The 16,811-nt window shown below is 42.2% G+C and carries 11 protein-coding genes; 3 read left to right on the forward strand and 8 right to left on the reverse strand.

Annotated features, from left to right (window positions below; translation table 11 throughout):
- Window positions 1-326: 326 nt before the first annotated feature.
- The 7 genes from HMPREF0659_RS05715 to HMPREF0659_RS05745 all read right to left on the reverse strand — a co-directional run bounded on the left by HMPREF0659_RS05715 (window position 327) and on the right by HMPREF0659_RS05745 (window position 10,991).
- Window positions 327-1,784: a TrkH family potassium uptake protein gene (locus HMPREF0659_RS05715; protein ID WP_013263904.1), complete on the reverse strand. Its 1,458-nt coding sequence runs from the start codon at window positions 1,782-1,784 to the stop codon at window positions 327-329.
- A 2-nt stretch (window positions 1,785-1,786) separates the two neighbouring features.
- Window positions 1,787-3,127 (reverse strand): Trk system potassium transporter TrkA, encoded by a 1,341-nt coding sequence (gene trkA, locus HMPREF0659_RS05720; protein ID WP_013263942.1) that lies wholly within the window; start codon window positions 3,125-3,127, stop codon window positions 1,787-1,789.
- A gap of 49 nt (window positions 3,128-3,176) precedes the next feature.
- Window positions 3,177-5,096 (reverse strand): 1-deoxy-D-xylulose-5-phosphate synthase, encoded by a 1,920-nt coding sequence (gene dxs / locus HMPREF0659_RS05725; RefSeq protein WP_013264912.1) that lies wholly within the window; start codon window positions 5,094-5,096, stop codon window positions 3,177-3,179.
- 270 nt (window positions 5,097-5,366) lie between these two features.
- Entirely contained in the window at window positions 5,367-6,455 is a 1,089-nt protein-coding gene (locus HMPREF0659_RS05730; protein ID WP_013264190.1) for an OmpA family protein, read from the reverse strand.
- A gap of 523 nt (window positions 6,456-6,978) precedes the next feature.
- Entirely contained in the window at window positions 6,979-8,400 is a 1,422-nt protein-coding gene (locus HMPREF0659_RS05735; RefSeq protein WP_013264186.1) for an MATE family efflux transporter, read from the reverse strand.
- Window positions 8,401-8,636: 236 nt separating this feature from the next.
- Window positions 8,637-9,332, reverse strand: coding sequence for an FKBP-type peptidyl-prolyl cis-trans isomerase (locus HMPREF0659_RS05740; protein ID WP_013264736.1), 696 nt, complete (start codon window positions 9,330-9,332; stop codon window positions 8,637-8,639).
- Window positions 9,333-9,443: 111 nt separating this feature from the next.
- Window positions 9,444-10,991 carry a glycine--tRNA ligase gene (locus HMPREF0659_RS05745; protein WP_013264556.1) on the reverse strand — a complete coding sequence of 516 codons (1,548 nt, stop codon included), beginning with the start codon at window positions 10,989-10,991 and terminating at the stop codon, window positions 9,444-9,446.
- Between the two features lie 492 nt (window positions 10,992-11,483).
- On the opposite strand from HMPREF0659_RS05745, the gene HMPREF0659_RS05750 reads away from it, so the two are divergent.
- The 3 genes from HMPREF0659_RS05750 to HMPREF0659_RS05760 all read left to right on the forward strand — a co-directional run bounded on the left by HMPREF0659_RS05750 (window position 11,484) and on the right by HMPREF0659_RS05760 (window position 16,237).
- Window positions 11,484-14,210, forward strand: a complete 2,727-nt coding sequence (locus HMPREF0659_RS05750) for a DNA gyrase/topoisomerase IV subunit A (protein WP_013263937.1) — start codon at window positions 11,484-11,486, stop codon at window positions 14,208-14,210.
- Between the two features lie 156 nt (window positions 14,211-14,366).
- A complete protein-coding gene (locus tag HMPREF0659_RS05755) occupies window positions 14,367-15,203 on the forward strand; it encodes a DUF3316 domain-containing protein (RefSeq protein WP_013264917.1) in 837 nt (278 codons plus the stop codon).
- Window positions 15,200-16,237 (forward strand): S41 family peptidase, encoded by a 1,038-nt coding sequence (locus tag HMPREF0659_RS05760; RefSeq protein WP_013264163.1) that lies wholly within the window; start codon window positions 15,200-15,202, stop codon window positions 16,235-16,237. Before HMPREF0659_RS05755 ends, HMPREF0659_RS05760 begins: the two co-directional genes overlap by 4 nt.
- A 37-nt stretch (window positions 16,238-16,274) precedes the next feature.
- Here the strand turns inward: HMPREF0659_RS05760 and HMPREF0659_RS05765 are convergent, their stop codons facing one another.
- Window positions 16,275-16,772 carry a hypothetical protein gene (locus tag HMPREF0659_RS05765; protein WP_226893172.1) on the reverse strand — a complete coding sequence of 166 codons (498 nt, stop codon included), beginning with the start codon at window positions 16,770-16,772 and terminating at the stop codon, window positions 16,275-16,277.
- Window positions 16,773-16,811: the final 39 nt, after the last annotated feature.

Below are 16,811 nucleotides of genomic sequence, written 5' to 3' on the forward strand. Positions count from 1 at the left end.
AATCGTGGTATTATAACCTAATTCTTATAGTTCTTATTATCGTTTTGTTTCCTTTTAGCAAATAAAAACAAGGCACTCTTGACATCGTATAACACACTATATAACATCCAAAGGAGAGTAAATAGAGAAAGCATTTACAGTTATCAACAATTTACTTTCACGATCATAAATCTTTTTCTTCATGAAAAGAAATATTTTCTCTCGTGAAAATAAATATTTCTTTTCATGAAAATAATTCACTATCGTTGGTAAGACAGGAGTAATAAAAGCCCATAAAAGTTGTGATTCCCGTACGAGTCAGACAGGAAGATAGCCTTTGTTTACCTTTAGTTTTCCTTCCAGAAAGCAGGAGAGAAAAGTACCAAGACAGTAAATAGTTCCAAACGACCTACAAGCATGAGGAATGAACAAATCCACTTTGCAAAGTCTGGCAACTGTGCCCACGACATTGTAGGACCGATTTCCATACCCAATGTAGGTCCAACATTACCCAAACAACTCAATGTAATTGTGATAGCATTCGTGTTATCAATACCAAAGGCAATCATCGTAAAAGCACAGAAGAGCGTCAGAATAAGATAAAGTCCGATGAAACCTAAAAGTGTTACACGCTTTGACTGTGGTATATTCACTCCATCAACCTTCATTGGTAAGACAGCATTAGGGTGTAGTATCTGACGGAACTCATTGCGCACCACCTTTAATAACATCACACCACGAATACTCTTGATACCACCACTGGTAGAACCAGAACAGCCGCCAAAGAACATACAAGCAGCCAAGACAACCCATGTGACATGAGGCCATTTAGCAGCATCATCACTGAAAAGTCCTGTCGTTGTTATAAAGGAAACAACTTGGAAGAGCGCACTACGGAAGGCATGCTCTATATCATAATGATTACGATAAACAAGCTCAAAAGCAATAAAGATAGCAAACGAGAGTACCATGGTGGTATAGAAACGGAACTCGCTATTCTTTATGAGCTTCTTAATATCTAATCCTGCTGCCGAGGCATATAGCAATGTGAAGTTGACACCAGATAGGAAACAGAATAATGCAGAGACATACTCCTCTGCTGGAGAATGAAAGGTTGTGATAGAACCGCTCTCCGGAGAGAATCCACCCGTCGCAGTACTGGTCATTGAATAGTTGAAAGCATCAAACCATCCCATACCACATACCTTATATGATAGAATGCAGGCAGTAGTCAGAACCAAATAAACTACCCATATCCACTTAGCACTTGTGCTCAGACGTGGGTGTAGTTTACTTTTAATAGGACCAGTCGCTTCAGCCGCAAACACCTTTACTGAACCGCCCACCATAGAAGGGAGAATGGCTATAGTAAAGAATACTATTCCCAATCCACCAATCCATTGTGTCAATGAACGCCAGAAAAGGAGTCCTTTTGGTAGATATTCAGGATAGTCTATAATCGTTGCACCAGTTGTTGTGAAGCCTGACATAGCCTCAAAGAAAGCATCTGTGAAACTCCCAATACCTCCGCTAATCATAAAGGGGAGTGTACCGAATATAGTAAAAAAAATCCAAGATATCGTTACAACAAAATAAGCATCACGACGTCCAAGAAGATTGTCAGCATGACGACCTAACAGTCGGAAGATAAAACCAGCACCTACTGTTATGAGAATACTCCACACGAATGGTATAACGTCACTGCCATTATAAAACAAGGACACGAATAGACAACTGGGCATCAGTACGCCTTCTATCCATAACAAGGATCCAAGAATTTTGGAAATAAGTTTCAGATTAAGCATGGTTAAATAAATAATTTCTCCACCTTTTTCATATCAACATTATAACAGAAGACCACAACAGAGTCGCCTGCTTCAATCTGTGTATTACCAGAAACAAGCATTCCCTCTCCGCTTCTTACGAGTCCACCGATCGTTACCCCCTTCGGAAGATTTAATTCTCTTACTGCCTTTCGAGTGATTTTTGACTCAGGGCTTGGCACAAACTCTGCCACATCAGCATTGATAGACATAAGGAACTTCACATTTGCTACATTTGCATCAAGCATCATCTGATAGATATGACTGGCTGCAAGTGCTTTCTTATTGATAATCGTACCAATGTCAAGTCCATCAGCTGTATTCACGTAATCAAAGTTCTCTACTGATGCAACAGTTTTGCGAACACCAAGTCGTTTAGCCGTAAGACAGGCAAGAATATTCGTTTCTGCATTTGAAGTCAATGCCACGAAAGCTTGTGTATGACGAATTCCCTCCTCCTGCAACAAACCAATATCACGACCATCGCCATTGATAACCAGTCTGTCTTCACTGAAGATATCATTAAGAATCTCGCAACGAGTAGGATTCTGTTCGATAATCTTCGCATTCATATATTCAGGCAGCATCTTTACGGCACGTGCAGCAGTCTTACCACCGCCCATAAAGATAACATTCTGTACATCGACATAATGTTCCTTACCAACAATCTTACGAACATACGGAATATACTGCTTTGTGGTCATGAAATAAACCAAGTCATATAACTGCAAAGTATCATTACCTCCAGGAATAATCGTTTCGTCATTGCGCTTTATAGCGACTACATGATAAGGATCATCAGGACCACTAATATCTTTCAAAGGACGGTTGAGTATCTCACAAGTTTCACGCAATTTGATACCCAACATTACCAATGCTCCATCATGTACATCCCATCGTTGACGAACCCATGACATCTTCAAGCCATTGATAATATCCCTTGCTGCAAGGATTTCTGGATAGATAATATCACTGACACCCATCTGACGGAACAACTCCTTATTCTGTTCTTCAACATACTCTGGATTGTCCACACGTGCAACAGTCTTCTTTGCACCCAACTGATGCGCCATAACACAAGCTGCGATATTACCCGATTCACTTGGAGTAACAGCGATAAAGAGGTCAGCATGTTCAACACCAGCCTCTTTCAATCCCTTGATATTCGTAGGTGAACATTCCATAGTTAGCAAGTCATACTCACTACTGATTTTCTCCAGATTCTCTGGGTTCTCATCCATGAGTACGATATCCTGCATATTACGAGAAAGCAGTTTTGCCAAGTAAGTTCCTATGGCGTATGCTCCTGCTATGATGATTTTCATTTCTTTTTCTTTTTCGTTTAAACGATGATGAGGCGTAAGTGATAAATTATCAGTTAGCCTTAATTAACTCTTTCTTGATACTTTCAAGATCTATTCCACAGATTTCACGTAGCTGTTGTACCGTTCCCTGCTCTACAAAATGGTCAGGCATACCCATACGAGTTATCTGTGGTGTATAGCCATGATCGCTCATCCACTCTGTAACAGCAGAACCCAATCCACCATTGCGTACACCATCTTCTATCGTTATGATGCGTGAGAAACGACTTGCAACCTCTTCAAGAAGTTTATCGTCTAATGGTTTCAAGAAACGCATATCATAGTGTGCGATTGATGGACAATGACCTTCTGTTTTTGGAGATTCAGCACTCTCTATCAGTTTTATAGCCTTTTCAACATCATTACCAATAGGTCCGATACTCAATACAGCAACATCCCAGCCATCATGAAGACGACGTCCTGTTCCTACCTCTATCTCTTTCAGCGGACACTCCCAATCAGTTAAAACACCATTACCACGTGGATAACGAATCACAAAAGTTCCCTTATCAGGCAACTGTGCCGTGTACATCAATCTACGAAGTTCACGTTCGTCCATCGGAGAGGCGATGGTAAGATTAGGAATTGGACGCAAGAAAGCCATATCAAAAGCACCATGATGCGTCGCACCATCTTCACCTACCAATCCAGCACGGTCCAAACAAAGGACTACAGGAAGGTTAAGTATAGCTGCATCGTGGATAATACTATCATATGCACGCTGTGAGAAGGCACTATAGATATTACAGAAAGGCTGTAAACCATCCTTTGCCATACCAGCTGAGAAAGTGACTGCATGTGCCTCCGCAATACCCACATCGAAGGCACGGTCAGGCATAGCCTTCATCATTATGTTCATAGAACAACCCGTCGGCATAGCAGGTGTAACACCAACAATACGAGGATTCTTCTTTGCAAGTTCTAATAGCGTCTTTCCAAATACATCTTGAAACTTAGGTGGTTCATTGCTACAGTCTTGCACAATACGCTCACCTGTCTCTGGGTCAAACTTACCAGGAGCATGCCATACCGTCGCACTCTTCTCAGCAGGTTCATATCCCTTACCCTTCTTGGTGTGTAAATGGAGTAGTTTTGGTCCCTTCATATCTTTCAACTGACGAAGAATACGAACCAACTCTTCAACATTATTCCCATCAAAAGGTCCGAAGTAACGAATATTCATACCTTCGAACATATTCTGCTGATGTGCTAAGGCTGACTTAAGAGCATTATTAAAACGCAGTAAACCCTTTCGACGTTCATCATTCAATAAGCCTTTATCATGCAGCCATTGTGACGCCTTGAAGCGTAAACGATTGTATGTCTCGTTGGTGTCAAGCTTCAACAAGTACTGTTCCATACCACCCACTGCCCTATCAATAGACATATCATTGTCATTTAGAATGATAAGTAAGTCATTAGGTTGGCTGGAAACATTGTTCAGACCCTCGAAAGCCAAACCACCACTCATGGCTCCATCGCCAATAATAGCAACGACATGACGATGCTGCTTCGTAAGGTTAGAAGCAACAGCCATGCCCAAGGCAGCCGAAATAGAGTTAGAGGCATGTCCACAAGTAAAGGTATCATACTCGCTCTCAAAAGGAGAAGGGAATGGCATCAAACCATTTAACTTACGGTTATTACAGAAGTTCTCACGACGACCCGTCAAAATCTTATGGCCGTATGCTTGATGACCGACATCCCATACGATACGATCTTCTGGAGTATTAAAAACATAGTGGCACGCCACCGTTATTTCAGTTGCACCTAAGCTGGAGCCAAGATGACCTGGATTAACGGCAACCTCTTCTATGATATCCTTCCGCAACTGCTGACATAACTTTGGCAAATCATCCAAAGAAAGCTTACGCAAGTCTGCAGGCGATTGTATTTTATTTAAAAGGTCGAATCTATTTTCCTTTGACATTATCAAATAACATGAAATCAATGCAAAGGTACGCTAAATTGATTAAAGGGCAAAATAAAACAGAGAGGTATTCTATTATTTATGGTCTAATTTACAAATGACACCCAGTTTCACAGCTCGATATATTTTTTCTTACACAGATAAATAAAGCATTACAGGTAATAAACGAATAAACAAGACATAAAAAAACAGGGACAAACCTTAAAGATTCATCCCTGTTTATTATTTCAGTCAACCAACCTTATTAAGGTTAGCTAATTGATAGCTTAATTACTTAACGTAAACAACAGCCAAACGGTTAGAAGTTACGCCCTGTACGCCCTGACCCTTAGCCTCGTCAACGATGACACCACGGTTCTGGAGATACTTAGCAACAACGTCTGCACGGTTCTGAGAGAGGCGATCGTTGAGTGCCTTTGGACCCTCTGGAGAAGCTGTACCTACGATCTGTACGTGACGGCCTGCCTTAACATCATCAAGAGCCTTCTTAGCCTCGTTTGTGAGGAAGTACTTACCCTGAGCGAATGTTACGAATACCAAGTTGTCAATGCAGAGAGTCTGAGTTGTCTGTGCAGGAACCTCCTTAATAACTTCCTTAACAACCTCAACCTCCTTAACAACCTCCTTTGGCTTAGCGTTAAGCTGATCACGGAGAGAGTTAATCTCATCGTTCAACTGACCAACATTCCAAACCTTGAAGTTGTGTGTACCGTTAGAAGTCTTGAACTTGTAGTTAAGACCTACGAAGAGACCAAGCTGAGCAGCCTGCTTACCGAACTGTACAGCATCGCCAGGACCATGTGTAAGGTTCCAGAGAACAGCTGGCTCTACATAAAGCTGCCATGCTCTCTTCTCACCGAGGTTGTAAGCGAAAGTAAGACCAGTCTTAGCTGTCAACTCTGTATCATCACCAACATTATTAGTCTGAATGATGTGCTTATCACCATAAGTGATCCAGTAACCGATACCTGCCTCAGCACCTACCTCGAAACGACGATCTGGGTTGTACTCGCAGAAAAGGTTTGTGAAGTTGATAGTACCGTTCAAACCGAGGTTGATGGCACGAACAATTGTGTGACTGTTAGAGAAACCTAAAGAACCTGTCTGCCAACGGTTATCACCGAAGAATGCGAGACCCTCGAGGTTTGCACCATAAACTGGGCTGAACTGCTTACCGAGCTTAAGACCTGCTGCAGGGTTAACTGGAGCAAAATGTTTGAAATTAAGAGGACCAGTAACACCACCCTCTACACCGAGGTAAACGTTGTCAAATGCCTTAGCCTTCTCGTAAGCTACCTGAGCCTGTGTACTTGTGATACCCATAGCGAGCATCGAAAGTGCAATCAAAAACTTTTTCATAAATGCTTAATATTAATTCTGTTAATTTTAGCGACTTAATTATATTCGGTTTGCAAAGATAGCACTTTTTTTGAATAGACTACATTATTTCATAGAAAAAAAACTAATTTTTAGGCAAAAAAGTGGTTTTTCAACATCTTTTTAACTGTTTTGGGCAATAAAATATCCCTAAAGAGGTAAATTTGCGTTTTAACACTTCCCTTTAAAAATAGCATTAAAAACACATATTCTACACCATATTTTATTGCTATTTTGAAATGTCGGTCATAGCTGGATTACTTCACCTTATTATATATATAGGAGAAACTAACATACAACAATCCGCATATTCCACACAAATTAGGGGTAAAATCTGTAGGTTTTTACCAAGAGTTTCTATGAAGTATGGGGTATGCAACCTTTATTTTTACCATGAGAAGTAAATTACAGTCATGAGGAAGAATCGCAAAGCTTCATTTTTCTAAAAAGAAAAAGGCTTTATAAGAAAGACTACTACCCATTTTTATCCCTCACCCTATGATAGTTATGCTCGTCGAAGACGCTTGAAAAGATAGAAGATAAACATCATTCCACGGAGAGAGAGTTCAACAGCCATAGCAAACCAGACACCACGAAGACCGTACTGTGTTGCCAGTGCATAAGCCAAGGTCAGACGGATAAGCCACATACTACCCAAGTTTATTAAGGATGGCTTCAGCGTATCGCCTGCTCCTATACAGACACTATAAGCAACAATAGCTGCAGCAAAGAATGGTTCGGCAAAGGCTTCAATACGAAGAACAGAAGTTCCCAAAATCTGGATGTCAGCCACAGGAGACAATAAGCCAATCATTTCTGGAGCAAAGATATACATCACAATACCCATAAATGCCATGACTACCATACCAAGCGACACAGTCATCCACGCAAAACTACGATGAAGGTCACGCCTATCTGCCCCAACACTCTGCCCCACCAATGTTGTGGCAGCCTCGCTAATACCATATCCTGGCATATAGCAGAGACTCTCTGCGGTAATCGCAAACGAATGAGCAGCAATAGCGATATTACCCAAAGGAGCTACAATCATTGTCGAAACAAGTTGCGCACCATTCATCAGAAGATATTGTAACGCCATCGGTGCACCAATCTTCATTGCATTCCATATATATTGCCAACGCCAAACAAAACGTTCGACATCCTGTTTCCAAGCTAAGATAGGACTGCGAAAGATTGCATAATAAGCCAATGGAAGTGCTACACAAATGAAGGATAAAAGACTTCCAAGAGCTGCACCAGCCACACCTTCACCCAAACCTGGCATCGTCACCTCTACTCCAAAAAGAGAAACTGTGCGTGTAGGAAAAATAAAGAAGTAATTGAAAATCACATCCAACGCACACATTAATATCGCCATAAAACTCGGACGACGCATATCACCCGACACCTTCAGCATAGCTGCTGACATATATTCAATAAGGTGGAAGGGAATAATTAGAGAGAAGATAAGGAAGTAAACAGTTGCATCATGCTGGATATCAGCACCACCACCCAACCATACAGGAAGGCGATAACCGATAAGAAAAGTTATCAGCAATAAAAACAACGCAAAGCATAGTCCGAAAATATAACCATGACGCATCACTGCACGCGCCTTTGCAAAGTCGTTAGCGCCAATAAAGTGAGCTACCTGAACTGAAAAACCCATTGTCACTGCACTCACTAAAGAGAAGAAAAGCCATGTCGCCGGTTCGACAAGTCCAATAGCTGCTGATGGTTCAGCACCCAACGACCCCACCATTCCCGCATCAATATAGAACATTAGAACTGTCGTCACCTGCGCTAAGATAGATGGGATACTGAGTTGGATAATGAGATTAAACTTCTCATTCCTGCTCATCATCTCACCACTACGAATCTTGGCAAGAAGACTTTCAGTAACAGACTTACTAAAGGATATACGCACGGGAAACTATAATTTGGAATAAATGAGAAACTGAATAATAAATAATGAGAGCTTAAAGAGAGATAGTAAACAAAAGCCCCTCGCTAAGAATATCGAATTATTAAAAGTAAAATAGGGACCTTGCTCCCGTCTGTTCACTGCTATTATTGAGTCGAACACACGGGAACTTGTGTCCCTACCTATAAGACTAAAGGTCATTCAGACCTTTCAAAAAGGCTATGACTATACACCTTATATTATGAATCCTTCAACTTTGTACCAGGGTGAGAGAAGTCAACCAATCGCAAGTCAAAGATAAGCGTTGAGTAAGCTGGCACCATACCCGAAGCACTCGCACCATAACCCAACTGATAAGGGATATACACTGTCCAATGATCACCACGATGCATTGACATCAAAGCTGTTGTAAATCCATCGACAAGACTTACCGCCTTACCCTCTGAATTATAGGTCAGACCAAGGTTGCTATGTGCTGGACGTGATGTTGTTGCATTGAAAGTATTATTCGACCATGACTTATCAAAGATAAGCCCTGACGTATAAGTCGTAGATGGAATCAGACGACCCATATAGTGCATAGACACAGAATCAGAATACAACGGACTTGCTGTGCCTGCTCCAGCCTGCTCTACATGTGCAATGATATAATCCTCAGGACTATAAGTCAGTGCAGAACCAGAAGTCTGTTTCTGATTTTGGAAAGTATAATTAAGTATTATCTTCCAAGAAGTGTCCCCACTCTTAATTTTCTGCTGTGTTGCAGTATAAAGCTTATTCCAATAAGTTTCGTTCTTCGACTGCCAATTAGCAAATTCCTCTACAGTGTTATCGTTCTCTGTACAAGAGGTAAAGAGACCTGCAGAAAGCATCATCCCGCCCAAGCAGAAGGCACTTGCAGCACGACGAATAAGCATCTTTATATTCTTTGTCATAGTCTTTTATTTAAATCAGAAAGGGATAGCGGAGTAGGATTATTAGAAACGATAGAGAACCTTGATACTCTATTAGATTCTAAAAAGCCGACTCTGCTATCCTTCTTTTAATTAGTCAATATCAATCTTCTTCAGCAGAGAAGTGATAGATACGCGGTCTTCAATAATCTCACGCAATTTCTCAACTGGTACACGCTCCTGCTTCATAGAGTCACGATAACGCAATGTAACAGTATTATCTGTCAAAGTATCGCCATCTACTGTCACACAGAAAGGAGTACCGATAGCATCCTGACGACGGTAACGCTTACCAATAGAATCCTTAGCCTCCATGTGTGTATTAAAATGGAACTTCAGACTGTTCACAATCTCCTGCGCCTTCTCTGGCAGACCATCCTTGTTAACCAAAGGAAGAACTGCACACTTAACAGGTGCCAATGGCTCTGGCAACTTCAAGACAACACGACTTGAACCGTTCTCCAATGCCTCCTCTGTATAGCTGTGACACATAACAGAAAGGAACATACGGTCAACACCAATAGATGTTTCTACTACGTATGGAGTGTAGTTCTCATTGCGTTCTGGGTCGAAGTACTTTACCTGACGGCCAGAGTACTTCTCATGCTGAGAGAGGTCAAAGTTAGTACGTGAGTGAATACCCTCAACCTCCTTGAAGCCGAATGGCATATGGAACTCAATATCTGTTGCTGCATTAGCATAGTGAGCCAACTTCTCGTGATCGTGGAAACGATAGTTGTCATCACCCATACCAAGACCCTCATGCCATGCCAAACGATGCTTCTTCCAATATTCAAACCACTTCATCTCGGTTCCTGGCTGGCAGAAGAACTGCATCTCCATCTGTTCGAACTCACGCATACGGAAGACAAACTGACGTGCAACAATCTCGTTACGGAAGGCCTTACCAATCTGACAGATACCGAAAGGCAACTTCATACGACCAGTCTTCTGTACGTTGAGGAAGTTTACGAAGATACCCTGTGCTGTCTCTGGACGCAGATAAATCTTGTTAGTAGCATCGGCAGATGCACCCATCTCAGTAGAGAACATAAGGTTGAACTGACGAACGTCTGTCCAGTTAGTTGTACCACTGATTGGGTCTACTATACCCTCGTCAAGAATAATCTGCTTCAAAGCCTCCAAGTCTGGTCCTTGCATAGCCTCGGTATAGCGTGCATGAAGGTCGTCACGCTTCTTCTGATTTTCAAGAACGCGTGGGTTAGTCTCACGGAACTTAGCCTCATCGAAAGACTCACCGAACTTCCTTGCAGCCTTAGCTACTTCCTTCTCTATCTTCTCCTCGTATTTACCAATCTGATCCTCGATAAGGTTATCAGCACGATAACGCTTCTTTGAATCGCGGTTGTCAATCAATGGATCGTTGAAAGCATCAACGTGGCCACTTGCTTTCCATACTGTAGGGTGCATAAAGATAGAGGCATCGATACCAACAATATTGCTATGTAGCAATACCATTGACTGCCACCAATATTGCTTGATATTATTTTTCAGCTCAACACCATTCTGACCGTAGTCATAAACAGCTGCTAAACCATCATAAATATCACTACTTGGGAAGACGAAACCATACTCTTTACAGTGGCTTACAATCTTCTTGAAAACATCCTCTTGTGCCATAATTATCTATTTATACCTTAATTTTTACCGCAAAGTTACGCTTTTTTAGCCGAATAAGAACAGGTTTACCACGAAACTTTATCCTAAATCGATTATTCATGAGTCTGTCCTTTGATTTACTTGAGGTTATGCTATCTCGTAAATAACACTTCACGATATAGTAATGTGCCGACAATCATGAACTTTTCTTACATTTTTAACAGGCATATTGATGCTCAAAACGAATAGTGTTAAGCCTCCGCACCACTTGTGTTGACGCCCCGCACCATTGGTGCGGAGGCTCAGTCCAATCATTGAGAGGGGTTCTCTATCCGTATGTTAACAACCCATTTGGCTTGAAAAAGGGCTATAAGACGAGTGAAACAAGAGCAGGCTACAAACAGAAAACCAAATCCAACACTTGAATAAGCTATAATTTGCCTATTTACTTTTTTTTTCGTACATTTGCAGTCTTATGAAGCTTGCTTCTTTAAGTGATAAAACAAGAACTATATGGATGACGAAATAAAAGACTTGGATGGACAGACTCCTGAGGAAGAGACTCAGGAACAGGATTCCCATTCCGATTATAAACCTGCCGATAGGTTTGATGCCTCTGCCGTACATCATCTCTCTGGCATGTACAAAAACTGGTTCTTAGATTACGCCAGCTACGTAATCTTGGAACGTGCCGTACCTCATATCGAGGACGGCTTGAAGCCTGTACAACGCCGTATTCTCCATTCTATGAAACGAATGGATGATGGACGATACAATAAGGTAGCAAACATCGTAGGTCATACGATGCAGTTTCACCCACATGGTGATGCCTCTATTGGTGACGCCTTGGTGCAGTTAGGACAGAAAGACCTACTCATCGACATGCAGGGTAACTGGGGAAACATTCTCACTGGTGACCGTGCTGCTGCGCCACGATACATTGAGGCGCGCCTATCAAAGTTTGCCTTAGAGACTGTATTCAATCCGAAGACAACCGAATGGCAACTTTCTTATGACGGAAGAAACAAAGAGCCGATTACGCTTCCTGTAAAGTTCCCACTGCTTTTAGCACAGGGTGCTGAAGGTATCGCTGTAGGCTTGTCATCCAAGATTCTTCCACATAACCTCAACGACATCTGCGATGCAGCTATCAGCTATCTGCGTGGTGAGGAGTTTAACCTCTATCCAGACTTCCCAACAGGTGGTAGCATTGATGTATCGAAGTATAATGATGGTCAGCGGGGTGGTGTTCTGAAGGTGCGCGCAAAGGTTGAGAAGCTCGATAATAAAACCCTCGTCATCCGTGAGGTTCCTTTTACAAAGACCGCTAACACGCTTCAAGAGTCTATTACGAAGGCTGTTGAGAAAGGCAAACTAAAGATTCGAAGAGTAGAGGACATGACTGCTTCGGAAGTGGAGATTCAACTTCATCTTACACCGGGTACGTCAAGCGACAAGACTATTGATGCCCTCTATGCTTTCACTGATTGCGAGATAAACATTTCACCAAACTGCTGTGTCATCCGAGATAACAAGCCAGAGTTCCTCACGGTGTCTGATGTATTGCGCAATTCTGCCGAACATACGAAGGCTTTATTGAAGTTAGAGTTAGAGATTCGCAAGCATGAATTAGAAGAACAGTTGTTCTACAACTCGCTTGAACGTATCTTCATCGAGGACCGTATCTATAAGGAGCGTAAGTTCGAAACAGCTAAGGATATTGATGAAGTTGTGAGCTTCGTTGACTCAAAACTCGAGCCATATAAGAAGACGTTTATCCGTGAGGTGACACGTGACGACATCATCCGCCTTTTGGAAATCAAGATGCAACGTATTCTGAAGTTCAATAAGGATAAGGCTGACGAACTGATTCAGAAGATTAAGGCAGAGATTGCCGAGATTGACAAGGACCTTAGTGAGATGGTTCGCGTCACTATCGAGTGGTTCACACACTTGAAAGAGAAGTACGGAAGCGACCATCCACGTCGTACAGAGATTAAGAGTTTCGATACGATTGTTGCTGCTAAGGTGGTAGATGCCAACGAGAAATTATATATTGATCGTCAGGAAGGTTTCATTGGTACAGGTCTTAAGAAGGCAGAGTTCGTTCAGAACTGCTCTGACCTCGATGACGTGATTATCTTCTACCGTGATGGTAAGTATAAGGTTATCCGAATTGCCGACAAAGTGTTTGTGGGTAAGGGAGTTCTTCACGTACAAGTGTTTAAGAAGAACGACAAGCGTACGATTTATAACGTTGTTTATCGTGACGGAAAGACAGGACCTTACTATATCAAACGCTTCAACGTGACTTCTATCACACGTGATAAGGAATACGACGTAACCCTCGGTACGCCTGGTTCAAAGATTAACTACTTCACAGCCAACCCTAATGGTGAGGCTGAGTTGATAAAGATTACACTCGATCCGAACCCAGATAAGAAGAAGCAAAACATCTTCATGGAGCGTGACTTTGCAAGTATTCTCATTAAGGGACGTGCTGCAAAGGGTAATCTGCTGACCAAAGAGAGTATTCATCGCATCTCACTCAAGAGCCACGGACACTCTACATTGGGTGGACGAAAGGTGTGGTTCGACCCAGATGTCAACCGTATCAACTACGAAGACCATGGTCGTTACCTTGGAGAGTTCTCTGATCAAGACAGCATCCTTGTGATACTTAAGAACGGAGAGTTCTATATTACCAACTTTGACGCATCCAACCACTACGAAGATAACATTCTCCGTATAGAGAAGTTTGATGCTGATAAGCCTTGGACTGCTGTCATCTTCGATGCCGACAATCAGGGCTATCCATACCTGAAGCGATTCCAGATGGAAGCAAGTAAGCGTCATCAGAACTTTATTGGTGACAATCCTGATTCGCAGATGGTACTGCTGACTGATGTTGCCTTCCCTCGCATACAGATTACTTATGGTGGTGCTGATGCGGCACGTGGCACTGAGGAGATTGATGCAGAGCAGTTTGTTGGCGTGAAGGGATTCAAGGCAAAGGGTAAACGATTGACAACTTGGACAGTTGACAAGATTGAAGAGCTGGAGCCAACACGCTTACCTGAAGAGGAAAAAACTGATGACGAGAGCAATGAAGATGATGTACAAGAAGAGAATTCTGCAGCTACTGAAAAGGAAGAGAACCTCGATCCGGATGCAGGTAAGTCTCAACAGCAGGTCATCGATGAGATTACTGGTCAGCTAAACCTCTTCGACAATGAATAAACAACACGATAAATAACGAATTGAAAAAGGGGACATACCTCCCGTATGTCCCCTCCTTCAAAGACTATTTATAAACGCTTGGGACCTTATCACCCAAAAGTTAACACCAAACATCTATTTGACTTACACTTTTATTGACACTTTTCCATTACGCCTATGAACCTAAAAAAGTCCTTATTTCGCTGTTTCTCCCTTTCAGCAATAATTCTTTTCGCTTTATCATCACCAACACTTGCACAGGACACACTGCGTAGTAACAAGGTAATTACCAATACACAGATGTTGGGAATAGGTGCTGTAAACACTCTCGACACCTATCTTTCACCCGAAGAATATACAGGAACAGAGTTTCGTTATATCTCTCATTCTGTGCGTGAGAACGGAACCAAGCTATCAAGAGAACTCGTACATCAGGCACAAATACTATCAGTACGTAATCGAAGGGAGAATAACAACGAGTTGGGTGGCTTCTACAACTTCCAATACAACTGGCAATATGCCTTAGGACAATGGAACGTTGGAGAGGGAGAACTACGCTTAAAAGTGGGTGGAGGAGTTGATACACGACTCGGTTTCCTTTACAATATGCGTAATTCTAACAATCCTGCACAGGCTTACGGACAAGTGAATATCGCTCCGAATGCTGTTGCTGCCTACCATTTCCGTCTTCGAAATCTTCCTTTCCAACTGCGATATGAAGTGCAAGTACCGCTTCTTGGACTGGCCTTCTCGCCCAATTACGGACAGAGTTATTACGAGATTTTCACTCGTGACAACTATGATCATAACCTTGTTGTCACATCTCCTATATCTGCTCCATCGCTCCGCCAGCAGCTTACTCTTGATTTCACGGTTCGTCATACAACCTTCCGTGTTGGCTATCTTGGCGATTATCAGCAGGCAAAGATTAACCAACTGCGCCAGCATGTATGGAGTAATCTCCTTGTATTAGGTATTGTTCGTAAGTTTTCTATCAATAAGTTCATCCCATGAGAAAGCTATATCACTTCTTCCTATACTTACTTATTCCGGCACTGACCCTACTCAGTACTGTGACAAGTTGCGTCACCAACGACCAGCAATCAGATAGTCCTCAAGGCAACTTTGAAGCTTTGTGGCGAATTATCGACGAGCATTACTGTTTCTTCTCACAGAAAGGGATAGACTGGCAGGAGGTACACAGCCGTTATGCACGCCAGTTTGACAACTCTATGACGGCCAAACAACAGTTCGAAGTAATGACCAATATGCTCTCAGAACTAAAGGACGGACACGTCAATTTATATACCTCTTTCAACGTAGGTCGCTATTGGTCATGGCATGAAGACTATCCCAAGAACTACTCTGATTCGCTTCAACGTCTTTATCTCAAGACTGATTACCTCATTGCAAGCGGCTTAGACTATACTGTCCTTGATGATAACATCGGCTATGTACGCTGTGAAACCTTCCAAAATGCGATTGGTGCTGGTAACCTTGACGATATATTCATTCATCTTCAACCTTGTAACGGATTGATTATCGACGTGCGCAACAACGGAGGTGGTAATCTAACAAATGCCGAAGCATTTGCTGCACGCTTCACAAACAAGGAACTACTCGTTGGCTACATACAGCATAAAACGGGAAAAGGTCATAACGACTTCTCTGCGTTACAAACTGAATATCTCAAGCCTGGAAAGGGTATCCGATGGCAGAAACCAGTTATCGTATTGACCAATCGTAGCGTCTTCTCGGCAGCAAATGAGTTTGTTAAATATATGAAGTGCTGCCCAAATGTTATTGTAGTAGGCGACCGTACGGGTGGCGGAGCTGGTATGCCCTTCTCTTCCGAGCTACCTAATGGATGGTCAGTCCGCTTCTCTGCTTGCCCAATGTACGACCGTGACAAACAAATGACGGAGTTCGGTATTGACCCAGACTATAAAGTTTCCCTCACTTCCGACGACTTCGCACGAGGCAAAGATACTATTATTGAGTTTGCAAGGAAGTTGATAAAGACCTTTCCCAAGCCCCAATCCCTCTAAAAGGAGGGACTGGGAAGTTCTGAAGAAACTCTAAGTTTTATATTTTACCTTGTTTAATCTCGTCAAATAACAGTTTGTTACCAACCTTGATAACCTTTACCTTATTGGTACATTTTATGCCCATATCCAAGAAAGTATACTGATACCAGTTGTTACCAAGGCTCACAACACGCAGAACCTTATGTGCATTAGATGGTCCATCTTGAGCACCAGAGCGGAACAACCAGCCTGCATAAGCATTTGGTTGTGGATCATATTCATAATCATACGCAGCCTTCAACACCTTCAGTAACTTCTTTGTACAGTGCCTCTTCAGGTATGCAGTATTATCAAAGCCTTTTGTGTTATACATAGACGTAATAAGTGAGATAGCTGCACGCTCATCTTTACTCAAAGCATTCTTGGTAGGAGTAGCCTTAACAGAGACTGCATTCTGATTCATCATTACGCCAGTCTCACCAGTACCATTGTAAACCATAGAAGCTGACGCATACAAAGTTCCCAGGCATAAAACAGTTAATAATGTCTTTCTCATTGTCAATCGTTAGTTAGTTAAAGAAATAATATTGTTAAA

This window comes from Prevotella melaninogenica ATCC 25845 (assembly GCF_000144405.1).
GTDB lineage: Bacteria > Bacteroidota > Bacteroidia > Bacteroidales > Bacteroidaceae > Prevotella > Prevotella melaninogenica.